Source organism: Pseudomonas sp. NFPP28 (assembly GCF_900115535.1).
Lineage (GTDB): Bacteria > Pseudomonadota > Gammaproteobacteria > Pseudomonadales > Pseudomonadaceae > Aquipseudomonas > Aquipseudomonas extremorientalis.
This window is the reverse complement of the sequence record NZ_FOWT01000005.1, coordinates 183,451-207,600: the sequence shown is the minus strand read 5'-3', so window position 1 is coordinate 207,600 and position 24,150 is coordinate 183,451. Positions and strand designations below refer to the sequence as shown.

26 protein-coding genes and 1 pseudogene are annotated in these 24,150 nt (G+C 62.0%); 21 read left to right on the top strand and 6 right to left on the bottom strand.

The window, feature by feature from the left end:
• Window positions 1-64 precede the first annotated feature (64 nt).
• The 11 genes from BM110_RS14790 to BM110_RS14740 all read left to right on the top strand — a co-directional run bounded on the left by BM110_RS14790 (window position 65) and on the right by BM110_RS14740 (window position 11,305).
• A complete protein-coding gene (locus tag BM110_RS14790; RefSeq protein WP_071491274.1) occupies window positions 65-541 on the top strand; it encodes an Lrp/AsnC family transcriptional regulator in 477 nt (158 codons plus the stop codon).
• 730 nt (window positions 542-1,271) lie between these two features.
• A complete protein-coding gene (locus tag BM110_RS14785; RefSeq protein WP_071495338.1) occupies window positions 1,272-1,865 on the top strand; it encodes a transposase in 594 nt (197 codons plus the stop codon).
• Window positions 1,866-1,924: 59 nt separating this feature from the next.
• Window positions 1,925-3,508 carry a ShlB/FhaC/HecB family hemolysin secretion/activation protein gene (locus BM110_RS14780; RefSeq protein ID WP_093513698.1) on the top strand — a complete coding sequence of 528 codons (1,584 nt, stop codon included), beginning with the start codon at window positions 1,925-1,927 and terminating at the stop codon, window positions 3,506-3,508.
• Between the two features lie 24 nt (window positions 3,509-3,532).
• Window positions 3,533-5,332, top strand: coding sequence for a DUF2341 domain-containing protein (locus BM110_RS14775; RefSeq protein WP_093513697.1), 1,800 nt, complete (start codon window positions 3,533-3,535; stop codon window positions 5,330-5,332).
• A gap of 11 nt (window positions 5,333-5,343) precedes the next feature.
• The gene (locus BM110_RS14770; protein ID WP_010564254.1) at window positions 5,344-5,769 is read left to right on the top strand and encodes an ExbD/TolR family protein; all 426 of its coding nucleotides are present in this window, start codon (window positions 5,344-5,346) and stop codon (window positions 5,767-5,769) included.
• 3 nt (window positions 5,770-5,772) lie between these two features.
• Window positions 5,773-6,477 carry an energy transducer TonB family protein gene (locus tag BM110_RS14765; protein ID WP_093513696.1) on the top strand — a complete coding sequence of 235 codons (705 nt, stop codon included), beginning with the start codon at window positions 5,773-5,775 and terminating at the stop codon, window positions 6,475-6,477.
• Between the two features lie 42 nt (window positions 6,478-6,519).
• Window positions 6,520-8,220 carry a putative porin gene (locus BM110_RS14760; RefSeq protein WP_093513695.1) on the top strand — a complete coding sequence of 567 codons (1,701 nt, stop codon included), beginning with the start codon at window positions 6,520-6,522 and terminating at the stop codon, window positions 8,218-8,220.
• An 18-nt stretch (window positions 8,221-8,238) separates the two neighbouring features.
• Window positions 8,239-8,865, top strand: coding sequence for a DNA repair protein (locus BM110_RS14755; RefSeq protein ID WP_092245856.1), 627 nt, complete (start codon window positions 8,239-8,241; stop codon window positions 8,863-8,865).
• A 20-nt stretch (window positions 8,866-8,885) separates the two neighbouring features.
• Window positions 8,886-9,338, top strand: coding sequence for a YbjN domain-containing protein (locus BM110_RS14750; RefSeq protein WP_170856083.1), 453 nt, complete (start codon window positions 8,886-8,888; stop codon window positions 9,336-9,338).
• On the top strand, window positions 9,335-10,276 hold the full coding sequence (locus BM110_RS14745; RefSeq protein WP_092245853.1) for a peptidylprolyl isomerase: 942 nt from the start codon (window positions 9,335-9,337) through the stop codon (window positions 10,274-10,276). Before BM110_RS14750 ends, BM110_RS14745 begins: the two co-directional genes overlap by 4 nt.
• Window positions 10,277-10,327: 51 nt before the next feature.
• Window positions 10,328-11,305, top strand: coding sequence for a LysR family transcriptional regulator (locus BM110_RS14740; RefSeq protein WP_093513694.1), 978 nt, complete (start codon window positions 10,328-10,330; stop codon window positions 11,303-11,305).
• 73 nt (window positions 11,306-11,378) lie between these two features.
• On the opposite strand, the gene BM110_RS14735 is transcribed toward BM110_RS14740, so the two are convergent.
• Window positions 11,379-12,245: a LysR family transcriptional regulator gene (locus tag BM110_RS14735; protein WP_093513693.1), complete on the bottom strand. Its 867-nt coding sequence runs from the start codon at window positions 12,243-12,245 to the stop codon at window positions 11,379-11,381.
• 93 nt (window positions 12,246-12,338) lie between these two features.
• Here BM110_RS14735 and BM110_RS14730 point away from each other — a divergent pair, with 93 nt between their 5' ends.
• The 4 genes from BM110_RS14730 to BM110_RS14715 are packed head-to-tail and all read left to right on the top strand — an operon-like array spanning window position 12,339 to window position 15,021.
• Window positions 12,339-12,887 (top strand): DUF4865 family protein, encoded by a 549-nt coding sequence (locus BM110_RS14730; protein WP_093126670.1) that lies wholly within the window; start codon window positions 12,339-12,341, stop codon window positions 12,885-12,887.
• Between the two features lie 47 nt (window positions 12,888-12,934).
• Window positions 12,935-13,489 (top strand): histidine phosphatase family protein, encoded by a 555-nt coding sequence (locus tag BM110_RS14725; protein ID WP_093513692.1) that lies wholly within the window; start codon window positions 12,935-12,937, stop codon window positions 13,487-13,489.
• Window positions 13,490-13,534: 45 nt separating this feature from the next.
• On the top strand, window positions 13,535-14,290 hold the full coding sequence (gene cobF, locus BM110_RS14720; protein WP_093513691.1) for a precorrin-6A synthase (deacetylating): 756 nt from the start codon (window positions 13,535-13,537) through the stop codon (window positions 14,288-14,290).
• 11 nt (window positions 14,291-14,301) lie between these two features.
• Window positions 14,302-15,021, top strand: coding sequence for an alpha/beta hydrolase (locus tag BM110_RS14715; protein WP_092245842.1), 720 nt, complete (start codon window positions 14,302-14,304; stop codon window positions 15,019-15,021).
• 69 nt (window positions 15,022-15,090) lie between these two features.
• Here BM110_RS14715 and BM110_RS14710 read toward each other — a convergent pair whose 3' ends face one another.
• The gene (locus BM110_RS14710; protein ID WP_093513690.1) at window positions 15,091-15,645 is read right to left on the bottom strand and encodes a DcrB/PsbP domain-containing protein; all 555 of its coding nucleotides are present in this window, start codon (window positions 15,643-15,645) and stop codon (window positions 15,091-15,093) included.
• A 73-nt stretch (window positions 15,646-15,718) separates the two neighbouring features.
• Window positions 15,719-17,527 (bottom strand): monovalent cation:proton antiporter-2 (CPA2) family protein, encoded by a 1,809-nt coding sequence (locus BM110_RS14705; protein WP_093513689.1) that lies wholly within the window; start codon window positions 17,525-17,527, stop codon window positions 15,719-15,721.
• 117 nt (window positions 17,528-17,644) lie between these two features.
• Between BM110_RS14705 and BM110_RS29850 the strand changes: the two are divergent.
• The 3 genes and pseudogenes from BM110_RS29850 to BM110_RS14690 all read left to right on the top strand — a co-directional run.
• Window positions 17,645-17,843, top strand: a pseudogene (locus tag BM110_RS29850) (type II toxin-antitoxin system RelE/ParE family toxin); the annotation flags it as partial.
• A gap of 145 nt (window positions 17,844-17,988) precedes the next feature.
• Window positions 17,989-19,542: a DUF726 domain-containing protein gene (locus BM110_RS14695; RefSeq protein WP_093513688.1), complete on the top strand. Its 1,554-nt coding sequence runs from the start codon at window positions 17,989-17,991 to the stop codon at window positions 19,540-19,542.
• Window positions 19,543-19,583: 41 nt separating this feature from the next.
• On the top strand, window positions 19,584-20,906 hold the full coding sequence (locus BM110_RS14690) for an Nramp family divalent metal transporter (RefSeq protein ID WP_092245833.1): 1,323 nt from the start codon (window positions 19,584-19,586) through the stop codon (window positions 20,904-20,906).
• Window positions 20,907-20,929: 23 nt separating this feature from the next.
• Here the strand turns inward: BM110_RS14690 and BM110_RS14685 are convergent, their stop codons facing one another.
• The 3 genes from BM110_RS14685 to BM110_RS14675 form a co-directional block, all read right to left on the bottom strand.
• Window positions 20,930-21,307 carry a type II toxin-antitoxin system VapC family toxin gene (locus tag BM110_RS14685; protein WP_092245829.1) on the bottom strand — a complete coding sequence of 126 codons (378 nt, stop codon included), beginning with the start codon at window positions 21,305-21,307 and terminating at the stop codon, window positions 20,930-20,932.
• A complete protein-coding gene (locus tag BM110_RS14680; protein WP_256575413.1) occupies window positions 21,304-21,663 on the bottom strand; it encodes a type II toxin-antitoxin system Phd/YefM family antitoxin in 360 nt (119 codons plus the stop codon). The genes BM110_RS14685 and BM110_RS14680 overlap by 4 nt, the downstream gene beginning before the upstream one ends.
• A gap of 143 nt (window positions 21,664-21,806) precedes the next feature.
• Window positions 21,807-22,739 (bottom strand): LysR family transcriptional regulator, encoded by a 933-nt coding sequence (locus tag BM110_RS14675; protein WP_092246176.1) that lies wholly within the window; start codon window positions 22,737-22,739, stop codon window positions 21,807-21,809.
• Window positions 22,740-22,855: 116 nt separating this feature from the next.
• Between BM110_RS14675 and BM110_RS14670 the strand changes: the two genes are divergently transcribed.
• The 3 genes from BM110_RS14670 (at window position 22,856) to BM110_RS14660 (ending at window position 24,061) form a co-directional block, all read left to right on the top strand.
• Complete coding sequence (locus BM110_RS14670) at window positions 22,856-23,344, top strand: DMT family transporter (RefSeq protein WP_093513687.1); 489 nt, start codon at window positions 22,856-22,858, stop codon at window positions 23,342-23,344.
• A gap of 4 nt (window positions 23,345-23,348) precedes the next feature.
• Complete coding sequence (locus tag BM110_RS14665) at window positions 23,349-23,801, top strand: DMT family transporter (protein ID WP_092245820.1); 453 nt, start codon at window positions 23,349-23,351, stop codon at window positions 23,799-23,801.
• Between the two features lie 89 nt (window positions 23,802-23,890).
• Entirely contained in the window at window positions 23,891-24,061 is a 171-nt protein-coding gene (locus BM110_RS14660) for a metallothionein (RefSeq protein ID WP_081049255.1), read from the top strand.
• Window positions 24,062-24,150: the final 89 nt, after the last annotated feature.

Sequence of the window (24,150 nt, the reverse complement as noted above, 5' to 3'; positions counted from 1 at the left end):
GCCCGTCTTTGCGACGTATTCATTGCATTTTTTCAAGGACGATTCGGAACCGATGACAGACGCCATGGATTTGAAGATCCTGGGCAAGTTGCAGAAGGATTGCGACCAGAGCCTGGAGTTGTTGAGCGACAGCGTGGGGCTGTCTTCCACCAGTTGTTATCGGCGGATTCGCCGCATGGAGAGCGTGGGGATCATCAAGGCCAAGGTAGCGGTGCTGGATGAACGCAAATTGGGTATTCAGGTGACGGCGTTTTTCCTGATCAAGCTGGACAGGGATAGCCAGGATATTGACCGCAAGATGCAGCACATCCTTTCGACTCATCCGGAGATTCAGGATTGTTACCTGATGACGGGGGAGTTTGATTTTGTGATGGTGGCGAAGTTTCGGGATGCTGCGGAGTACACCGAGTATATCTATCGGTTTCTGGAGACTTATCGGGATATTCCGATTCGGACCTATTCGTCGACGTTGGTGGTTAGGACGGTTAAGAAGTCTTATGAGTTGCCGTTGCAGGGGGTTGGGTTTTGTTCTCGGAGTTGAGTACATATCCGTTTCTTCGGTAACGGCTACTTATGGTTCCGCTCTTACAGCGGCTCACTTTTGGAAAGGCCGAATGCCGGCCCAGCCCAAAGTAAGCAAAAGGCCTTCGCCCCAACACTCGGCACCTCGCCTAGGTTCGGCCAGCGTGTTTGACGGGGCGATCCCACATCAAAAGCAAGAGCGCGGCGGCCTTGGAGCCGACCGGATTGTATGGCCGGTACTCGGTCAAAGTGTGGGAGGGGGCTTGCCCCCGATGGCAGTGGGTCAGTCACTGATGAGTTGGCTGACACACCGCCATCGGGGGCAAGCCCCCTCCCACAGGTTGATCTTCATGTATCAGTTGAAGGGTGGTTTGCTCTGGCTCTGGCTTTTGATCTGCTTTTGATTTTGATGTTAGGCGGCCCCCAAATCCCTGTCGGATTACGGGCACACCGAGCCTAAGCGAGGTGCCGAGTGTTGGGGCAAGAGCGTTTTGCTTACTTTTGACTGGGCCGGCATTCCGGCTTTTCAAAAGTGAGCCGCCGAAGGGCGGAACCCTAAGTAGCCGTTGCCGCAGCAATGGATATGCCCCGAAAAAAATGCCCCCCACCCAATCCCAAATGAAGCTTTCATGACAAAAGTTCGGTAGCCCATGGCCACTCCCGTCTCCTCTGTGTAACGCGCTTGAGCCCACCAGAAAGGTGAGCTTTTCAGCCGCAAGCAGGATGCCAGGAGTGGGGCGATGGGAACTATGGAACGTTACTCGAAAGTGGGCATGCAGGAGCTCGACCAGCGCCTGTCGAAGATCGTCGAGGCGGCGCGCAAGAAGCCGGTGTCGGTCTATCGCTACGGCGCACCCTGGGTCTGGATCGTCTCCCAGGATGACTGGCAGGGCGCCCGCAAGGAAGTCTCAAGCTACATCCCGGCAGGCCATTCCCTGGTGTTGCTGCGCCCGCAGATCGACGAAGTGCTCGACCAGCACCGTGACTGGCTCACCGCCGAACCTGCGATGTCGATCCCGGCGCAGACCGTGCTGCAGATCCTGCTGCTGCAGCTGCTGTATTCGGTGCCCAGCGAGCAGCAACTGCATGAACAACTGAACTACAACCTGCTGTTCCGCTGGTTCGTCGGCCTGGACCTCAACCAGAAGGTCTGGAGCGTTCACGTCCTGACTCGCGACATCGCCACGCTGCTGAACAACCCGCGTGCGGTGCAACTCATCCAGAAAATCATCGGTGACGTGTTTTGTGGCGCCTTGCTGCACATGCCGGAGTTCTCGTTGAACTTCGCCCTGTTGCACACCTGGCTGGCACGCCACGGCAACACCGCGATCACCAGCAATTGAGCAGGCCGTACGCCGGGCATTCGGCGACGGTGCAAACAATCAGACAGTCAGGGGGCGGTGTGGAGCATCTGTTCAAATTAACGCTGGCGCTGTGTTGCGTGACGCTGGGGAGCCTGGCGCAACCGGTGTTGGCCGAGGAAGAGGCGGCGGCGCGCAGGGTCGACGTCAATGAGTACTTCGTGCGCGGCAATACCGTGCTCGATGCGACGACGATCGAGGAGGCGGTGTACCCGTTCCTGGGGCCGCAAAAGACCCTGGACGATATCGAGGGTGCCCGCGATGCATTGCAGAAGATCTACCAGGCGCGTGGCTACCAGTCGGTGTTTGTCGAGCTGCCGGAGCAGAAGGTCGATGACGGCATCGTCTACCTGCAAGTAAGCGAAACCAAGGTTGGCCGCGTACGGGTGGTCGGCGCCAAGCACTATTCACCGGTGGAAATCCGCGAGCAGGTGCCGGCCCTGGAGGAGGGCGCGGTGCCGGACTTTGCCACGGTGCAAACCCAGTTGGCCGGCCTCAATCGCAGTGCCGGGCGCCAGGTCACGCCGCTGGTGCGCGAAGGCCAGCGCCCGGGCACGATGGATGTGGACCTGCAGGTGGAAGACCAGAACCCCTGGCACGCCACCCTCGGCCTGAACAACGACTACAGCGCCGACACCGAGAAGCTGCGTTCGGTCGCCACGCTGGGTTACGACAACCTCTGGCAGCTGGGCCACAGCATTTCCCTGACCTACTTCACCGCGCCCCAGGACACCGACAACGCCAAGGTCTGGTCCGGCTCCTACAGCGCGCCGTTGAATGAGCGCTGGACCTTGCAGTTCTCGGGTTACCAGTCCGACAGCAACATCGCCACCATCGGCGGCAGCAACGTGTTGGGCAAGGGCCATTCCTACGGTGTGTCGGCCATCTACAACCTGCCGGCGGCGGGTAATTGGGCCCATTCGTTCTCGTTCGGCGTGGACTTCAAGGACTTCGACGAGCAGATGAAATTCGGCTCCAGCAGCGACCAGGTGCCGCTCAAGTACGCACCGTTCACCTTGGGTTACAACGGCTTTCGCTACACCGAACAATCCCAGTTGGGCCTGGGCCTGAACCTGGTGGTGGGCACCCGCGCGTTCTTTGGCTACGGCAGCGATGCCGAAGAGTTCGACTACAAGCGCTACAAGGCCAGCGCCAGTTTCGCCGTGCTCAAGGGCGACCTGAATTACACCTACACCTTTGCCAGCGATTGGCAGTCGGCAACCAAGGGCGGCTTCCAGCTCGCGTCGGGGCCGCTGGTTTCCAACGAGCAATATTCCGCCGGCGGCGCCACTTCGGTGCGCGGTTACCTGGCGGCGGAGCGCACCGGGGATGAGGGTTACTTGCTCTCCCAGGAGCTGCGCACGCCGTCCCTGGCCAGGTTCCTCGGCAGTTATGTGCAGGAGTGGCGCTTTTATGCGTTCGCCGAAGGCGCGCGCATGCGCCTGCACGACCCGCTGCCCGAGCAAGAAGACGAATACAGCCTGGCCAGTGTCGGCCTGGGCACCCGCGCCAGTTTGAGCAAATGGTTGTCCGGCAGCCTGGATTGGGGCTACCCGCTGCTCGATGGACCGAACACCCAGAAACAGGACTCGCGACTGCACTTCAGTGTGCAGGCGACTTTCTGACTTTTTCTTCCGGAGACTTCACCCATGCAACGCCTATTCCTGAGCCTGTTGATCTGCCTGGGCTTCGCGCTCCCGGCCACCGCCCATGCCTGGTGGCAGGACGACTGGCACTACCGCAAACAGATTTCGGTAGACACCACCGCCCAAGGCGCCGCGATCAGCCAGGCCCTGGGTCGCACTGCACTGCTGGTGCGCCTGCACACCGGCAACTTCACGTTTGACGGAGTCAAGGACGACGGTTCTGACCTGCGTTTTGTGAGTGCCGACGACAAGACCGTGTTCAACCACCAGATCGAAAGCTTCGACCCACTGATGGGCATGGCGCTGATCTGGGTCGATGTGCCCAAGGTCGAAGGCGGCCAGCGCCAGGACCTGTGGATGTACTACGGCAACCAGAAGGCCCCGGCCACGGCCAATGGGCAACTGACCTTCGACCCGAACTACACCGCGCTCTACCACTTTGACGGGGCCAATGGCACCCCGGCCCGGGACACTACGGCCTACGCCAACACCGCGTTGAACGCCACCGGCGCGAGCATCGACGGCGTGATCGGCCGCGCCTTGCAGTTGAGCGGCCAAGCGTTGATGTTGCCGGCCAGCCCCTCGTTACAGCACGCTGCGGGCGGCGCGTTCACGTTCAGCGCCTGGTTGCGCCTGGACCAGGCCAGCGGCGAGCAAGCGGTGCTGGCCCGTCGCGACGGCGGCCATAGTCTGTTGCTGGGCCTGAACCAGGGCATGCCGTTCGTGGACGTCGACGGCCAGCGCGCCGTCTCCACTCAACCGCTGAACCCTGGTCAATGGCAGCACCTGGCGTTCACCGCCGAGGGCGATAAGGTCACGCTGTATGTGAATGGCCGCGAAACCGCGACCCTGGCGCAGGCCTTGCCGGCGTTCAATTCTCAGATAGCCATCGGCGCCGACCTTCCGGAAGCCGGCAGCACCCACCTGCCATTCGCCGGTGCCATCGATGAGTTGCGCCTGTCCAAGGTGGCACGCCCGGCTGCGCTGTTGTTGGCCGATGCCAGCGCCCAGGGCGCCGAGTCGAAGCTGGTGGCCTACGGGGTGGATGAAGAACAATCCGGCTTCGGTTTCGGCAGCCTGGGCTTTTTGCTCAACGCCGTACCGGTGGATGCCTGGGTGATCATCCTGGTGCTGGTGGCGATGATGTTCCAGTCGTGGGTCATCATGCTGCGCAAGAACCGCCAGGTCAGCCGTGTAAGCAGTGCCAACGAGGTCTTCCGCGAGCACTTCGCGCAGATCGGCACCCGCCTGGAGATGTATGCCGACGACGCCCTGTTGGGTGAGCGCCTGACCCATTCTTCGCTGTGGCGCCTGTACCTGGTGGCGGTCAAGGAGATCCGCACCCGCCGTGCCCAGGGCGCGGACACTTCGTCGGTGTCGGCGGCCACCATCGAAGCCATCCGTTGCTCCATGGACGGCGTGCGCACCCGCGAGAACCAGGCGCTCAGTTCCAGACTCTCGACCCTGTCCAACGCCATCGCCGGCGGCCCGTACATCGGCCTGCTCGGCACGGTGCTGGGGATCATGGTGGTGTTCCTCGGCACGGCGATGGCCGGTGACGTGAACATCAACGCGATCGCCCCCGGCATGGCGGCGGCGTTGCTGGCGACGGCCATGGGCCTGTTCGTGGCGATCCCCGCGCTGTTTGGCTACAACCGCCTGATCACGCGCAACAAGGAAGTCAGTGCGGACATGCGCGTGTTCGTCGACGAGTTCATCACTCGCCTGGCGGAGATGCACGGCGAGAGCCAGCACAGTGAAGCCGCGCACCGCCGCGAACATCACGCATCGGTTCCGGCCTGAGGAGAATCGCCATGGCTTCCGTAAATGCCTCCCACGACGATGACGATGACGCGGCCGTCGACAGCATCAACATCACGCCGCTGGTGGACGTGCTCATGGTGGTGCTGGTGATGTTTATCCTCACCGCTACCGCCCAGGTGTCCGGTATTCAGATTCACCTGCCCAAGGCCAGCGCCTCGGTGTCGTTGTCGCAGGCCAAGACCAAGGCCATCTCCGTGAACGACGGCGGCCAGGTGTTCCTCGACGCCTATCCGGTGACTCTCGGCGAGTTGGAAGAGCGCCTGCGCATCGAGAAAGCGCTGAACCCGGACTTCCCGGTGATCGTGCGCGGCGATGCGATGGTGCAGTACCAGAAAGTCATCGAAGTGCTCGACCTGCTGCGCCGGCTGGAGCTGTCCCAGGTCGGGCTGGTCACCGGCAAACCGAGCCAGGGCTGAGTCATGACTGCACAGATCCCGATCGCGCCACCGCCTGTGAAAAACACGCCGCCGTTGCGCCCGTTGAAGTGGGGCGCCGGCCTGTTGCTGGGCGCCGTCGCCGCCTGGTTCTTGTGGCAGTGGGCCAACGACATGAGCGGCGTGCGCCGTGAAGCGCCGAAGGTGCCGACGATTATCCCGTTGCCGCCGCCACCACCGCCACCGCCGGAAAAACCCAAGGAGCCCGAGCCCCAGGTCGAAGAAAAAGTCCCGGAACCGGTGCCGAGCCCCGAGCCCGAAGAGGTCAAGCCGGTCGAGGAAGCGCCGCCTTCGCCTAACGAGGATTTGGCCAACCCGATGCAGATCGATGGCGACGCCCAGTCCGGCAATGACGGTTTCAACATCGGTGCCGGCAAGGGCGGCGGTATGGCCGGCAGCGGTGGCGGCGGGCTGGGGACCGGCACCTACAAGCAGTACCTGGCCGGCACTTATCAACGGCTGATGCGCGAGGATCCTGAGCTGCGCAAGAAGGCCTTCTCGATACAGATAGACCTGTGGCTGGGCGCCGATGGCCAGGTCACCAAGGCGCTGGTGGCCAAGTCCAGCGGGGATGCCGAGACCGATGCGCAGATGCTCGCCTTGATCCAGGCGCCGCGTGCCACACAGAAACCACCGGCGTCGCTGACGCTGCCCATGCGCCTGTCCCTCAAGGGCCGGCGCCCGGATTGATTGAATCCTTTTTTCAACGGTTTTTACAGGAGTTGCGTACACATGATTTCCCCCGTGAATCGACTGACCCTGGCGGCCGGCATGGTCATCGCGACCCTGGTCGGCCAGGCGGCTGCGGCCCCGGTTGCGCCCTCGGAAAACGTCACCATCAACCTGATCCGCCTGCTGGTGCAGCAGGGCGTGCTGAGCCAGGACACCGCCAACGGGCTGATCGCCCAGGCCGAAAAAGAAGCCCGGCAGGCGCGTCAGGCGAATGCCGCGCCGGTGGTGGCCGCAGGCCCGACCGCAGCCCCCGGCGATGTGCGGGTGCAATACGTGCCGCAGGCGGTGAAGGATCAGATTCGTGACCAGGTCAAGGCCGAGGTCATGGCCACTGCCAAGCAGGAAAACTGGGCGCAGCCCAATACTTTCCCGGACTGGGTCTCGCGCATCAGCTTTGACGGGGATATCCGCCTGCGGGATGAGTCGCGCTACTTCTCGGGCAACAACAGCAACGAGATCGTCGACTACGCCAAGCTCAATGAAAGTGGCCCGTACGACACCAACAAAGACACCAACACCAAGCTGCCACCGCTGCTCAACACCACCAAGGACCGCGAAAACCTGTTCCGCCTGCGCGCTCGCCTGGGCATGAAAGCGGTACTGTCGCCGGACTGGACCGCTGGCATTCGGGTGGGCACCGGCTCCGACAACAACCCGGTGTCCACCACCCAAACCCTGGGCGGTGGCTTTGGCAAGAAGGACATCTGGCTCGACCAGGGTTACCTGAGCTGGAAGGCCAGCCCGGACGTGACCCTTACCGCCGGGCGTTTCGCCAACCCGTTCTATTCCACCGACATGATGTATTCGGGCGACCTGAACTTCGACGGTATCGCCGCCAACTTCAACCACGCGCTGAACAGTGAGTGGGGCCTGTTCGGCACCCTGGGCGCGTTCCCGGTGGAGTACACCTCCGACTCGGCCAGCAGCAACGGTTTCGACAAGGAAGACAGCGATACCAAATGGCTGTTTGGCGGGCAGATCGGCGCCAACTGGAAGATCAACCGCGAAAACAGCCTCAAGGGCGCGTTGGCGTACTACCACTTCGACGATATCGAAGGGAAGCGCTCCGGCGCTTGCCAGCCCTGGTCCGGCCAGCCGGCCTGTGACAGCGACGGTTCACGCCTGGCCTTCATGCAAAAGGGCAACAGCGTGTTCCTGCTACGCGACATCACCCCCAACCCGGCGACGCCCGGCCTGACCCCGCAGCCGCAGTTCGTGGGCCTGGCGTCCAAGTTCGACGTGCTCGACCTCAACCTGGCCTGGGATGCCGAGCTGCCGAGCGACTTCAAACTGCGCACCCAGGGCAATTACATCCACAACCTGGCCTACGACAAGGGCGAAATGCTCAAGCGCAGCGAAGGCCAGATCGTCAACAACATCAACAGCAACGGTCAGTTTGAAAGTGGCGGCAATGCGTTGATGGTTTCGTTCACCCTCGGCAGCGCGCTGGAAATGCGCAAGCGTGGCGACTGGAACGTACTGGCCGGCTACAAGTACATCCAGCCTGACGCCTTGCCCGACGGCTTCAACGATTCGTCGTTCCACCTGGGCGGCACCAACGCCAAGGGCTACTTCATTGGCGCCAACTACGGCATCGAAAAGAACATCTACGCCAGTGCGCGTTGGTTGAGTGCGTCCGAAGTGTATGGCGCGCCGTTCGAGGTAGATGTGATGCAACTGGAACTCAACACGCGCTTTTGATGCGCAGGGAGATGCCACATGAACACGCGAATCTGCGGGTTGTTACTGCTGCTGGTCGCTACCGGCGCTACGGCTGAAGGCATGGAGGAACGCCTGCGCACGCAACTGCGCAGCACCACCCAGCAATTGCAGGCCTTGCAAAGCGAACAGGCCCAGGCCAGCGCCGCGCGCCTTGCCGCTGAAAACCAGGCCAGGCAAGCCCAGGCGCAAATCAAGCAACTGACGGCCGAGTTGGACAAGGCTCGCGGCGTGGCCGAGCAATTGGCCGGCCAGCAACAGAGCCTGCACAGCCAGGCGCAGGCCCAGATGGCGGCCAGCAATGAGCAGATCGGCAAGTTCAAGAAAGCCTATGACGAACTGCTGGTGCTGGCCAAGGGCAAAGAGGCTGAGCGTGCACGCTTGCAGGCACAACTGAGCGAACGTGACACACAAGTGCAGCAATGTTCAGTCAAGAATCAGCAGATGTACGGCGTGGCCCAGCAGTTACTCGCGGCCTACGAAAAAATCGACGTGGCCGAGGTGATGAGTATCCGCCAGCCGTTCGCCAGCAGCGCCCGGGTCAAGTTCGAGGAACTGGCCCAGGGCTTTGGCGACGATTTGTACAAGAGCCGTTTCGACGCACCCCAGGCAACCGCCAATCATTGATAGACAGGGAAGAGATCTCCATGAGCGAATTGATCACCAGCGTCACCCCCCAGAGCCTCACCGAGTTGCTGCAGGAAGCCGGCTACCGGGTCAACCAGACTGAGCAAAATGGCATCGTGCAATTGCTCAGCGCCAGCCAGGGCATCGGCTTTGCGGTGCGCTTCGGTAACCCGGCGGCGGAGCAGGGCGGCTATGTGGATTTCACTTACAGCTGCGCGCTGCGGATCCAGGGCGAGCTGCCCGAAGGCCTGGCCCAGGTGTGGAACGCTTCGCGGCGCTTTGCGCGTTTGTCCGTGCAGGGCGAATTCCTGTTGATGGAAATGGACGTGGTGGTAGCGGGCGTGGGCGCTACGCACCTGCGTAGCCAGCTGGAGTTGTGGGACCGCCTGTTGCAGGAATTTATCGTCTACCTGCGTGAGTACAGCCAGCAGGCCGCGCAGTTGCAGGCTGAAACCGAGGCACCGGTATTGTGAAGAAACCAACCCTGATGGTCGGCGCGGGTGCGCTGGCTTTACTGGTGGTGGCGGTGGGCTTGAGCCTGCGACCGGGCAGCGACCCGGTGGCGGCGCAGCAACCGGCACCGGTGATCAGCCCTGTATCGGCTGGGCCGGCGGTGGCCCGCCTGGGCAATCAGCAGATCGACCTGACGGAGCTGAAAACCGTGCTGGCCAGCCTGCCTGCCGAGTCCCGTGAGCAATTGCGCGGCAACCGTGGCGCGCTGGAAACCTGGATTCGCTCACGCCTGGCGCAAAAGGCTGTGCTTGAACAAGCCGATGCCCAGGGCTGGCGCCAGCGCCCCGACGTGGAGCAGCAGACCCGTGCGGCCACTGAGCAGATCGTGTTTCGCGACTACATGCTCTCGGTCAGCCAGGTGCCGGCCGATTACCCCAGCGCGGCGGAGTTGCAGCAGGCCTACGACAGCGGCAAGGCCCAGTGGGTAACGCCGCCGTTGTATCGCGTGAGCCAGATTTTCCTGGCGACCAATGACCCGCAAACCGTCGATAACGTGCGCCGCCAGGCCCAGGAGCTGAGCCGCCGCGCCCAGGCCGCACCGGGTGATTTCGCCGCCCTGGCCACCCAATATTCCCAGGACGCCGACTCCGCCACGCGCGGCGGCGACTCGGGCATGCAGCCGTTGCAGCAACTGGTGCCGGAAGTGCGCAGTGCGGTGTCGCGCCTCAAGGTCGGTGCCGTGTCGGACGTGGTGCAGAGCGCGGCGGGGTTCCATGTGCTCAAGCTCACCGGCCAGCAACCGGCGCGCACCGCGACCCTCGACGAACTGCGTGAACGCCTGACCCAGGCCCTGCGTGCACAACGCCAGGAACAGATCGCCAAGGCTTACCTCGAAGGCATGCTCAATACCGCCACCCTGAGTATCGACGGCGCCGAGTTGAACAAAGTGCTGGAGTAGTACGCGTCAACCCGCATTGGATGCACAGACTGACAAGACAGGGAGTCTCCCATGGCATTTCTAGAACCGTCTGCCCCTCAGGGGCCGTCCGCTTATCGTGCGCCAGCCGAAGGCCGCAGCAGTTGGCTGGCCCTGGTCCATGAGATCGACCCGGAAGTGGCGCGCTATTTCCTGGTAAGTGCACGCTGCGGCTGTTTCATGCAGGCGGCGCGCAGTTTGAATATCAAGGCCACGCTGTTGCGCAAGCGTCTGGCGCAGTTGGAGGAACACCTGCGGCATTCGCTGTTCAGCTACCAGGGCAATGGTTTGGTGCTCAGTCGCGATGGCCAGCAGCTGCAGGCGCAGCTGATTGCCCTGGCCCATGAACGACGCCTGCCTGTGACGGAGCAGCCGCTGATTCGGCTGGCCGTGGCCGAGCCGATCCTGCATGACATCCTTGGGCGCGATCTGATCGCGTTGCTGCGCCGCAATGCCAGCGTGCGCCTGGAGATCATCTCCATCGACAGTCAGTTGTCGTTGCAGGCGGTGGATGTGGACGTGGTGCTGTGGCTGTCAGACGCCGACGGGCCGGTGCCGGGTCCGAGCTTTGCCACTGAGCCACCCCGAGCCTTGGCGCGCTTGCAGTATCTGCCGCATATCGCCAAGCGTTATTCGCGGTTGACCACGCGGCCGGACAGTGTGGAGGACCTCGACGATTACATGCTGGTGCAATGGCAGCCGGATGCGCAGGTGGGGGCTTTGCAGGCGTGGAACCAAGTGGTGCAGCAGCGCCTGGCGGCAGTGGTGCAGGTGCATGCGTATTCGCTGATGCTGGAGATGATCCGTTGTGGCGCGTGCATTGGGTTGCTGCCGCAGTACATGAGCAGCTTTGACCGGGGGCTGGTGGCGTTGCCGGGGTTATTGGCCGAGAGCATGCAGCGCCAGGTGTGGTTGGCGGTGAATGCGCAGGTGCGGGATGAGGAGGCGGTGCGGATGATTGTGGAACTGATCGTTGGCACCTTTGAAGGTCGGCGGGAGTGGTTTGACTGACAGATTTCTCTTAGATCACCGAATTCCCCTGTGGTGAGCGGGGCAAGCCCGCTCGCCACAAAAGACAGTTATTTCAGTGTTGCAGCACGCCGCGAAAGGTCGCACTCAGGGCACGCAGTGTCTCCCGTGAGCGCACATCGGTGATGCGGCTGTAAAGCACCACTTCACTCACCGGCAAGGGTGGCAGGCCGTATTGCTCGCTCACATCTACCGCGCCAGACGGCGCCACGCGGCGGGCGAGGGCGGCGACGCCCAATCCGGCGCTGACGGCAGCACCGACGGCCATGACGCCGCCGCCCACGAAGACTTCGGTCCAGTCGATGCGCGCCGTGTCCAGTGCGCGGGTCGCCAGGTGACGAACACCGCAGGGTGCGGCCATGGTCGCCATGCGCAGGGGCGTGCCTGGGGTGTGTTGCCAGGTGGGGGCGGCGAACCAGCCGAAGCGTTCCACTGCCAGCACTTCACCGTCCCGGCGGTCGCCCTCGTTGCGCACGATCACGGCGTCCAACTCATTGCGATCAAAAGCGGCAACCAGGTCGCGGGAGGAGGCGATGCGCACTTCGAGGATCACCAGCGGGTCGTAGGCGGCCAGGCGGCTGAGCCAGGCCGGCAGGTCGGGGCCGGCCACGTGGTCGCTGATGCCGATGACCAGGCGCCGGGGTGTGTGAGTCGCCATGTCGCCCAAGGCGCGTTCATGGGCATCGAGCAGGGCGCGGGCGGCGATGATGAACTGTTCGCCTTGGGGCGACAGCCGTACATGGCGAGGCGTGCGCTCGAGCAGGCGGTAGCCGAGGCGCTCTTCCAGGCGTTTGAGCTTGAGGCTGATGGCCGCCTGGGAAGTGTCGACGGCTTCGGCGGCGCGGGTGAAACTGGCGAAATCGGCCACCAGCACGAAGGCCTGGACGGTATCGATATCCAGTGGTCTGAGGGCGTCAGTCATATTCGATCCTTATCGCACATATATCGGCTGATATCTTGTTGAAATCATCGCCGCTGCGCAAGCTGAACGCTCATCTTGCACAGGAGTTCTCGCATGTTTGCCAAACAGTATTCACACCGCTTGCCAGCTGACTACGACATGGGCGTGATTCACCGGCGCGCGGCGCAATTGGGGCCGTTGTGGGATGACGCCGAGGGGTTGCTGTTCAAGGCGTTTATCGCCCGCGAGCAGGGGGGCAAAGTGTATTCGTCGGTGTACCTGTGGGCCGACCCGTTGCAGGCCGCTGACTTTTTATTGGGCGAGCGCTTCCAGAAGGTGCTCGACAGCTTTGGTCGCCCGCATATCGAGAGCTGGTTGCCGCTGGATGTACAACGTGGCCCGGCGCAGGGCGCAGTGAGTTTGTACCGCGAGGAATGGCCGCTGGAGGCGGGCGCGGACAGGGCGGTGGCCTTGGCCGAGGGAAAACGGCGCAATCGACAGGTGGCCGACAGCGCAGAGACCTTTGCGGTGTTCCTGGCGCTGGATGTGCAAGCGTGGCGCCTGGTGCGGGTCACCTTGTCGGCCAAGGCGCTGGACGCGCAGCACCCAGGGACGGGTTACCAGGTGCTCTATCTGGCACAAGGCGTTGCGCGACTGGGATAAGTGCGCCAGTCTTGGTGGCCTCATTCCCTGGGTCCAAGCACGCTGCGATGCAAGCCACACGTCTGACACTCATTTGCCATGCCCTCACGTCCCTGCAGAAACAGGGGCGTTTCTGCGATGACGAGCCGGTGGCGATGGATTGGCAGGGCGCGGCCGGCTCCCTCGCCGGGCGTTACAGGAAAACGCCGCGTTTACTCTGCGCTCCCGAGCTGCGTACTCGACAGACGGCTGGCTTGTTCGGCAATGACGCTGTGATCGAAGACGCCCTGCGCGATGCTGATTTCGGCCAGTGGAAAGGCCAGGCCATCAACCAGCTCAGTAGTGATGAGTTGAATACCTGGCTCACCGACAGCACCTTCGCGCCCCAGGGTGGAGAGTCAGTCGATGAAGTCTGTACACGTGTAGCGCAGTGGCTGAAAACCCTCGAAACCCAACCCGGCCATATCGTCGCCATCACCCACCCCTTTGTGATCCGCGCCGCGTTGTTGCAGGTGATGCAGTTCCCGCTGTCGATGTTCTACCGTATCGACGTCGAACCGTTGTCCGCCACCGAGCTACGCTTCAACAACGTCTGGCGCCTGCGCCTGGAAACTCACGCCTGAGCGCCTGAACATGGCAAAATCCACGCCCCGCACTGAGAGCAACCCATGAAACGCATCCTGATCATCGGCATTGGCGCCGGCAACCCTGACTACATCACGATGCAGGCCGTGAAGGCGCTCAACCGCACCGACGTGTTTTTCCTGATGGACAAGGGCCAGAGCAAAGACAAGTTGATCGACCTGCGTCGCGAGATCTGCGAGACCTACATCACCGAGCCGGGCTATCGCTTCGTGGAGGCCGAGTGCCCCGAGCGCGTGCGCGGCGATATCGACTACACCACCGCCGTGCAGGACCTGAACCGCGACAAGCAGCAGACCTTCGAACGCATGATCAACGAAGAAATGGCTGACGGTGAAGTAGGTGCTTTCCTGGCCTGGGGCGACCCGGCGTTGTACGACAGCACCATCCGCATTTTGCAGGCGATTCTGGCCAGTGGCCGTTGCGCCTTTGAGTTCGAGGTGATCCCCGGTATCACCAGCTTGCAGGCCCTGGCCGCGCAGCACAAAGTGGCGCTGAACCGTATCGGCAAGTCGGTCGAGATCACCACCGGGCGCCGTCTGGCGGCGGGGCAGGCGAGTGATGCCGACACCCTGGTGGTGATGCTCGATGCGGAAGACTCCTACCGCACCGTGGCCGATCAAGGCCTGGACATCTACTGGGGCGCCTACCTGGGCACGCCGGATGAAATCCTTATCAGCGGCAGGGTCAGTGAAGTGGCAGAAGAAATCGAACGGGTGCGCAAGGCGGCGCGCCTGGAAAATGGCTGGATCATGGACACTTATCTGCTGCGCAAACCCTGAGGTTACGTCCCATGCTCAAACTGTTTGCCCTGGCACTGACCCTGGTGGTCGGCGTCGCTCATGCCGACGATACGCTGCATACCGACTTGCCGTTGTCGTACCTGGAACAGACCCAGGGCGATGCGCGCAACCAGCCGCTGGTGATTTTCCTGCACGGTTTCGGCAGTGACGAAGAGGATTTGTTCGGCATCAAGGACGCGTTGCCGTCCACCTGGACTTACCTGTCGGCCCGCGCGCCGATGCCGGTGGACCCCCACGGCTATCGCTGGTTTACCAAGACGCCCGGTGACGGCGAATACGATGGCGAGACCGCCGACCTGCAACGCAGCGCCAGGCTGATCGAAGAGTTTGTCGGTAAAGCCACCGTCAAATACCACACCCAGCCGGATCGGGTGTTCCTGGTGGGCTTCAGTCAGGGCGCGATCATGTCTTACGAGGTGGGGTTGCGTCGGCCGGAACTGCTGCGTGGGATCGCGGCGTTGAGTGGCAGCGTGTTGCCGGTGCTCAAGGCTGAGCTGAAGCCGGATGCGTCACTGGGCAAGCTGGCGATTTTCATTGGCCACGGCACTTTGGACCAGGCGCTGCCTTATGCGTCGGCCACTCGGGCGAATGAGGTGTTGACGGGGTTGGGATTGAAGCCGGAGTTCCACGGGTATCCGGGCATGCCGCATACCATCAGTGAAACGGAAGTGCAGGACCTGAAAGCCTGGCTGGAAAAGAGCCTGAATTAAAAGCGGTCAAACATTGTGGGAGGGGGCTTGCTCCCCCCCCACATGTGGATCGGGTTGTCTGGAAGACTGTTATTTCCCGCCGGTAATCTGCCTCACCAGCGCGGCATGCCCCTTCGCATCATCCGCCCGCGAAATCGCCTGGATCACCAGCAGGTGATTGCCCGAACCGCCCAGGAACGTCGAATTCAGGGTCTTGCCGCCGCCCTGGGTGGCGGTGCTGTCCACCTGGCGCAGGCCCAGGCCCTTGAAGTTCAGCTTCTTTTCGCTCTGTTTCTTGAAGTCCGGCAGGGCGGCGCTCTGGTCCTTGACGAAGCCGGCTACGGCGCCGTCCAGGAATTTCGCGTCGTTATCCCCAATGCTCAGCCCATCGTTGCGCACGGTTTCGGCGACGATCACCACGCTTTTCGTGGTCTGGTTGGCGTACATCGTGCCTTGGGTATCGGCAGTGCCATCCTCGGCCTTGCCTGCCGGCAGGGTGTCGGCGGCGTAGGCCTTGGGCAAGTTGAAGGTGAACTTGCCGCCCAGGGTGGAGATGGTTTGCGTGGTCGGCTTGGACGCGGCAAACACGCTGCCGGCGGTCAGCGCGAGGGCCAGCAGGACGGCGGTCTTGGTGAAAGTGGCCATGAAGCGCTCCAGGGGATGAACAAGATTGCGGCGTATTCTGTCAGAAAAATCGCAATCTCGTTCATTGGCAGCCTCACAGCTTGTCGGACTCTTCCTCAAGTCGATCCATCTCAAACAGCCGCGCCAGTTCTGCCCGTGCCTCCTGGGCGGTCTGCATCACCTTGGCCGCGTCGTCGTACACCGCGTGTTGCGCGGCCAGCACTTGCAGGTCGTGGTTCTTGAAGCGGGTGATGCGCGCATCGGCCTGGGCCTGGCTCAAGCCGAGGCCCACCAGGGTGTGGCGGCTCATTTCCAGGCTGGAATAGAAGGTCTCGCGAACCGGCGAGGCGTCCAGGTCGACCAGGCGGTGCACGTGCTGGCGGTTACGTGCACGGGCGATGATCTGCATGTGCGGGTAGAGGTTGCGCACCAACTCGGCGGTCTTGATATTGATCTCAGGGTCGTCCATGGCGATCACGAAGAACTCCGCCTGGTCGACCTTGGCCGCGTGCAGGATCTCGGGGCGTTGCGGGTCGCCGTAGAATACCGGCATGCCGCCGAAGCTGCGGGTCAGCTCAATGGTTTCCACCGAGGTGTCCAGGGCGATGAACGAGATGTTCTGTGCCCGCAGGATCCGCGCCACGATCTGGCCCATACGGCCCATGCCGGCGATCACCACGCGTGGCGCATCGCTTTCGATGGTGCGATATTCCTCGGGCACTTCCACCGGCTTGGCCTTGGGCTTGAACAGCTTCGGGCACACCAGCAGCAACAGCGGCGTCACCGCCATGGACAGGGTGATGGTCAATACCAGTACGTCGTAGAGGTGCGGTTCGAACAGGCCCTGGTCGCGGCCGATCTTGAACACCACGAAGGCAAATTCACCCCCGGCCGCCAGCACCACGCCCAGACGCAGGGCGCTTTCGCGATTGAGGTCACCCACCATGCGGCCCACGGCATACAGCAGCGGCAATTTCAGGCCTATCAACAGCAGCGTCAGGCCAATCACCACCAGCGGCGAGCTGAGCAACAGGCTGAGGTTGGCGCCCATGCCCACGCTGATGAAGAACAGCCCCAGCAGCAGGCCCTTGAATGGCTCGATCTGCGATTCCAGTTCGTGGCGGTACTCCGAGTCCGCCAGCAGCAGGCCGGCGAGGAAGGCGCCGAGGGCCATGGACACGCCCACCAATTCCATCAACCACGCCGTACCAATCACCACCAGCAGCGCGGTGGCGGTGGATACTTCACGCAGACCGGTCTTGGCCACGATGCGAAACACCGGTCGCAACAGGTAGCGTCCGCCGATGATCACCACGGCGATGCTGCCGAGGATCTGCAGTACGTGTTGCAGGCCCTGGGCCTCGGTGGTCGGGTGATCGCTGCCGGCCAGCAGCGGCACCATGGCGATCAGCGGGATCGCGGCGATGTCCTGGAACAGCAGGATGGCAAAGGCCAGGCGACCGTGGGGCTGGTTCAGCTCCTTGCGCTCGGCCAGGCTTTGCAGGCCGAAGGCAGTAGACGACAGCGCCAGGCCCAGGCCCAGCACGATAGCGCTGTTCCACGACTGGCCAAACAGCCACAACGCCACCACGCCCATTACCAGGCCGGTGAGCAGCACCTGCGCCAGGCCGACGCCGAACACCGCCTTGCGCATCACCCACAGACGCTTGGGTGACAGTTCCAGGCCGATGATGAACAGCAGCAACACCACACCCAGCTCGGAGAACTGCGCGACGCTTTGCGGGTTGCCGATCAGGCCGAGCACCGAGGGGCCGATGATCACACCGGCGAACAGATAGCCCAGCACCGCGCCCAGTTGCAGGCGTTTGGCCAGGGGCACGGTCAGCACGGCGGCGAGCAGGAACACCACGGCTGCTTGTAACAGGTTGCCTTCATGGGGCATTGGGAACTCCAGGATCTTCAAAACCAATCAACAGGCGGGTATTAGAGCGCTTTTTACATTTGGATAATTGTGTTTTTGCGGCGCAGGAGGGGGAACACGCAGTATTTTTCAAGGTTCCGAGCGCTTCGCGTGTTGTATGCCTTTGATCCGCCGATGTGCGTTGTTGCTGATCGGTGGAGACAAGACAGGGCGACACCGATGGTATGAGGAACACGTCCCGATGGCAGAAAAGCTATATGACGTGCATTTGGAAACATTGCAAAAGCCCGGCACGTGCAGGGCTTTGTGTTATCTGGTTATTAATCGCCTTGCATGACCGCAACTTGCCCGACCGGTGCGAGGTTCACTGGCCGGCGATACATCCCTACTGCCAACCGGGCGCCTTTTCCCCCCAGCGGTACGGCGATGAGCCTCGTCCTTTGTTACTATCGCCGTCCCTTGTCGCCAGGAGTCACTGCCCCATGCAGCACCAGTGGGATGAAATGCACCGCACCCGCAAGCCCACCTTCGTACTGTGCGGCGAGCCTCAGGGCGACGTGCTCAATCTCTATGTTCACGGTTATTCGGCGTTCTTCAATCGGCAACAACTGGGTGGCTTCAAGGAGCAGTTGGCGAGTATCGAAGGTTCGACCAACCTGATGCTGTTCTGGCCGGCAGGGCATTTCCTGGAAAATCTGTTTGCACCCTTCAAGGAGGTGATCGGCGCAGTGCTGGGCGGCGGCAGCCTGGGCGCGGCGACCGTCGGGGTGGGCAAGGCGATCGCCTATTTTCTCGATCACTACAAAAGCGTCGAGGCGCGGGTGGACGAAGTCGCCAAAAGCCTGTTGCCGGAACTGGCCAACTACCTGCACGGTGAATCCCTTGATGTACGGCGTATCAACCTGATCGGCCATTCCCTGGGTGCGCGGATCCTGGTCAAGAGCTTGCTCGCCAGCCCCGAAACCGCCCGTGAGCTGCCGTTGGACAACCTGTTGTTGATGGGCGGGGCGATCTGCACGTCGAGCCCGTGGGGCGTGGTGTCGGCGCCGCTCAAGGGGCGAGTGATCAACTGCCACTCCAGCAAGGACTGGGCCTTGGCCATAAAGCCGGACACCGAACGCTGTATCGGCCGTTATGCAATCCCGGTGACACCGGCGCTCAAGGCCAAGGTCACCAACGTGCACCTGGCGACTTTCGATCACGCCGCCTATTGGCCGCAGTTGCAGACGGTGGTGCAGTACACCGACCTGCTGCACGAGCGGCGCGGCATGATCCGCTCTGACCAGCGCAGTGCTGAAGTGCGTTTTGCCGAGGAGGACATCGATTTGTTCCCGGCGCTGGTGCAGGCCCGGCCGGAAGAGTTGAAGTTCCTCGCCGAATTGATGGCGCAAAAGCGCAGTGCATCGATAGACGCCACGGTGCGCGAGCCGCTCAAGTTGGCTGTTGAGCTGCAACGCATGGGCGGCGATACCTTCATGAATCTGGCCCGTGGGCATGGCGTGGGTTACCGCCAGATAGCCGAAGATGTGGTGCGGCGGCTGGGGATCAAGTTCGACGAGCCGCTCGATACTGTCGCGCTGGCCGACCTCGAAGCCCGGGTTGCCGAGAAGCTTATCGAACGGTACAAGGACAAACTCAGCAACGCGGACCGCCAGGTATTCGACGCAGAACTCAAGGCTGCCGCGCAAAAGGAGCAGGGCTTGTTCAGCCGTTTTGACGTAGGCCGTTCGGCTGCCACCGCGTTGAGCGGCACGGCGTTGGCCGGGCTCACCGGTTTTATCCTGCGCCGTGGCGCGGCCACGGCAATCCCGGTGGTGGGCCAGGCGTTGGCGGCGGCGATGCTGGTGGTGAGCGGCATGCGAGCATTTTCCGGCCCGGCGTATTCGATCACCACGTTGGCCGTGCTGGTGATCGGCGTGATTCGCCAGCGCATGGAGCGTGAAGCGCTGAACCAGGAGATGGACCTGGTGGTGCAGGTGGTGGAGGCATTCGACCTGCCACGGGACACGGTGATGCGCACGGTCGTGTCCGACTGATAAGCTGCATCCTTGTCTTGTATGTTTGCCTGGGATACCGCGTGAAATTCAGCCTGCCGAAAATTGCTACCGCCCCGTTCTGCCCGCCGGAAGTGGCCGGCTCCGTTGCCGTTGACCCTAAGGCCTCGTTCTTCAAGCGCATGTTGATGTTCGCCGGCCCTGGCTTGCTGGTCTCCATCGGCTATATGGACCCGGGCAATTGGGCCACGGCCATCGAGGCCGGTTCGCGCTACGGCTACAGCCTGTTGTTCGTGGTGTTGCTGGCCAGCCTGGCCGGGATGGCGGTGCAGTGCCTGTGCTCGCGGCTGGGCATCGCCACCGGCAAAGACCTGGCGCAGCTGTGCCGTGAGCGCTACAGCAAGGGTTCCGCTCGTACCCAATGGGTGCTGGCGGAAATCTCCATCATCGCCACCGACCTTGCCGAAGTGTTGGGCTGTGCCCTGGCATTCCACTTGCTGCTGGGGGTATCGCTGACCACCGGCATTGTGATCACCGCCTTTGACACGCTGTTGGTCCTGGCCCTGCAAAACCGGGGTTTCAGGCGCCTGGAAGCGATCATGCTGGCGCTGGTGGCGACCATCGGCGTGTGTTTCTTTATCGAACTGGTGCTGATTAAGCCGTACTGGCCGGACGTGTTCGGTGGTTTCGCCCCGTCACTCTCGGCCATCAGCGACGCGGCGCCGCTGTATCTGGCCATCGGTATCCTCGGGGCCACCGTAATGCCCCATAACCTCTACCTGCACAGCTCCATCGTGCAAACCCGCCTGATCGGCAAGGACCTCGCCAGCAAAGTGGATGCGGTCAAGCTGGCGCGTATCGACACCATCGGTTCATTGGCCCTGGCGCTGCTGGTCAACGCCGCGATCCTGATTCTCGCCGCCGCCGCTTTCCACAAGACCGGCCACACTGAAGTGGTCGAAATCCAGGACGCCTACCACTTGCTCGACCCGCTGGTGGGCGGTGCCTTTGCCAGCATCTTGTTCGGTATTGCGCTGTTGGCGTCCGGGCAAAGCTCTACCTTTACCGGCACCATCGCTGGGCAGGTGATCATGGAGGGCTACCTCAACCTGCGCATCCCCTGCTGGCAACGTCGTCTTATCACCCGTGGGTTGGCGCTGATTCCGGCGTTTGTGGGGGTATGGCTGATGGGCGACGATGCCATCGGCAAGCTACTGATCCTCAGCCAGGTGGTCCTCAGTCTGCAGTTGCCGTTCGCGCTGTATCCGTTGATCCGCATGACCGGCGATAAACAGCTGATGGGGCCATTCGTGAATCGGCTACCAACGCGGTTGCTGGCGTGGTTTCTGTTTGCGCTGATCAGTGGGGCGAATGCCTGGTTGATTGGGCAGTGGGTGTTTGGTTGAGGTGGTGCTGTCGTCGAGATGAGTTAGACCAGGATCGCCAAGGACGTGTATTGGGCGATGCCTGGATCGGCCGTCAATAGCCTCATGGGTTCGCTCATGGCTGTCGCTACGATGAGCCGATCAAAAGGGTCCTTGTGATGGTGTTCGAGATCCTTGACCGCGATGGCATGTTCCGAGGTGACGGGCAGCTCGACAAATCCGCTTTCCAGGCAGTACTCACGGATTTCATCCAGATCGACAGCGAGTTTCCCCAGGCCGACCTTGATTGCCATCTCCCAGAATGTCGCAGCGCTGATGTAGACCTCTGCGGCATTCTCAATCAGCTTCCTGGCTTTGCCGGATAGCCTGGGGTCTTCCGTCAGGGTCCAAAGCAGAATGTGGGTGTCCAACAGCACTCTCATGCAGGCTTGCCTTCGAAGGCATCCAGCAGATCGTCAGGCAAAGGTGCGTCGAAGTCTTCGGGAATGATGAACCTGCCTTTCATGGCACCGATTCTGCGACCCTTGGATTTCCCCATGGGCACAAGCTGTGCCATCGCACGTCCATGTTTGGCTATGGTGATGACCTTGCCCGCAGCGGCCTCATCCACCAGTTTTGACAGATTGTTTTTCGCTTCGCCCAAAGGAACCGTGATCATCTGGTTATCCCCATATTTTGGCCAAATATAGCCAAAACTGGGTGCGCTATCAAAGACGGCCAGACCACTGGCGGACGCGGCACGCTCAGATCGCGATGGTTTGTGATACGTGACTTTCATGGCAGTTCTCTAAAGGAAGATATCGCAAAAGTCTGCCGTATAAGGCTTGGCCAGAAGAATACTGGCCCGGAAAAACAGAATGGAACTACTTCCTCCTGTAAGAAAATTCCTGATGTGGCGATGTTTCTCCCGAGCCTCTTTGCTCACCGATCCCAATACGGCACCCCCCCAAAACACTCCACAAAATAATCAATCACCGTCCGCACCTTCAGCGACAAGCGCCGGCTGCCCGGCCACAGTGCCGCAATCTGCTGCGGTTCCAGGGTTGTCGCCACTTCATAGTCGGTCAGCACCGCCTGCAACGTGCCTGCGCGCAAGCCTTCGCCGATCAACCAGGAGGGAAACACCACCAGCCCCAGCCCTTGCTCGGCGGCATGGGTCAAGGTGTCGGCATGGTTGCCGGTGATCGGGCCCTTGACGCTGTAGGGCGTCCAGTCGCCCTGGCCCTTGCGAAAGAACCAGCGCTGCTGGCCGGTGATGCCTTTGTAGGCCAGGCATTGATGGTTGCTCAGTTCGTCGGGGTGCTGCGGGGTGCCATGCCGGGCCAGGTAGGCGGGGCTGGCGGCGATGCGAAAGCGTTGGGGCGCGAAGATGCGGGCCTGCATGCTGGAATCGTTGAGCACGCCGATGCGGAACAGCAGGTCGGTACCGTCCTGCAGTGGGTCGACGTAGGTGTCGGTCTGCTGGATGTCCAGTTGCAGCTTCGGATAGCGTCGGCACAATTCGCCCAGCCACGGTGACAGGTGACGCTGGCCGAATACCATGGGTGCATTGATGCGCACCAGGCCGCTGGGCTCGCTTTCCTGTTCCTGTAATGCCTGGCCAGCGGCTTCCAGTTGTTCCAGCATCAACCGCGCATGCCGCCCCAGCAGCCGACCGGCTTCGGTGGGGCTGACCGCGCGGGTGTGACGGTACAGCAACTGTTGGCCAAGAGCCTGTTCCATCAGCTGTATCTGCCGGGAGATAGAGGAGGGTGCCAGGCCTTCGCGGCGAGCCACTTCGGAGAAGCTGCCCAGGTCCAGAACGGCCACGAACAGGCGCAGCGCCTTGAAACTCAATTCATTCAAGCCTTGCATCATGTCTCCAGGCTGTGCGTTTTGCGCAAAGGTGTTGTCGACATGCTCCCATTTATCGCACAGCACGGCCACCGGATAATGCGCGCCTTGTTTCCTTTCTTGAGCGCGGGTGATGTATGCAAGCAAGTTCCATCGAGGGTGTGGCGCAAGCCAGGCCGAAAAAAAACGTCATGAGGTTGCTGTTGCTGCCGCTGGTGATCCTGGCCGGCATGGGCCTGTCGGTAGAGGCCGGGTTGCTCGGCCCGCTGGGTGTGCAGGTCGGCCACTTGTGGGCGACCCTGAGCATTTTCGGGGTGGGCTCGGCGATCCTGTATCTGCTGCTGTTGTTCAGTGGCCCGCAAAAGGGCCCGGCGCTCTCCGAACTGCCGCGCTGGCAACTGATCGGCGGTTTCCTGGGACCGATCTACGTGGTCGTGCTGACCCTGGCCACGCCGCACATCGGTATTGCGATGACCATGATCGCGATTTTGTCCGGGCAGGTCGGCAAGAGTGTGCTGATCGACCATTTCGGCTGGTTCGGCTCGGCGCGCAAGCGGGTCAATGGCGAACGCTGGATTGCCCTGGCGCTGATTGTGGTGGCACTTGTTCTGATTGCACGAGGTTAAGGCGATGAATCTGATTCTGTTACTGGTAGTGGTGGTCGCCGCAGGTGCGGTGTTGAGCGTGCAAGCGGCGATCAACGGTCGCCTGGGCCAGGCGGTGGGGGTGTTGCGTGGCAGCCTGGTGACCTTCTCGGTGGGGGCGATTGTCACCGCGCTAATGATTTTCTTCTTTGAACCCGTCCAGGCGGTGAGCCTGCTGGACGTGCCGAAATGGCAACTGACCGGTGCGTTGTTCGGTGTGGTGTACATGATGGTGATGGTCGGCGCGGTGCCGGTGGTCGGCACGGCCGTTGCCACCGTCGCGGTGATCGTCGGCCAATTGGGCATGGGCATGCTGATCGACAACTTCGGCTGGCTGGGCAACCCGGCCATCGAGCTGTCGAGCGGCCGCATCGTGGCGATGGCCTGCCTGGCGTTGGCGCTGGTGTTCATGTATCGCAGCAATACCCGCACCGACTGATGGCTTGAACCAACGAAGGCGGGCCGCAGTCACTGCTTAAGGTGTCGGCGTCCGCCGCACCGGGACGACCATGAAGAAGGAGTCTGACCATGCCAGATAAAACCTGTGCCTGCCCACACTGCAAATGCGTGCTGGGACCTGATGCGGTCATGAAGGACGGCAAGGGCTATTGCTGCCAGGGCTGTGCCGAGCACCATGCCCATGGTGAGCCGTGTGCGGCTGCGACGGGGTGTGAATGTGCCAAGTCTGCCAAAGGCTAGCGGTGTTTGAACCGGTGGGAGCATGCGTGCTCCCACACGGTTTGCGGGCCGCAAAAATCACTCGGATTGTCGTGCGGCGGTGATTACCA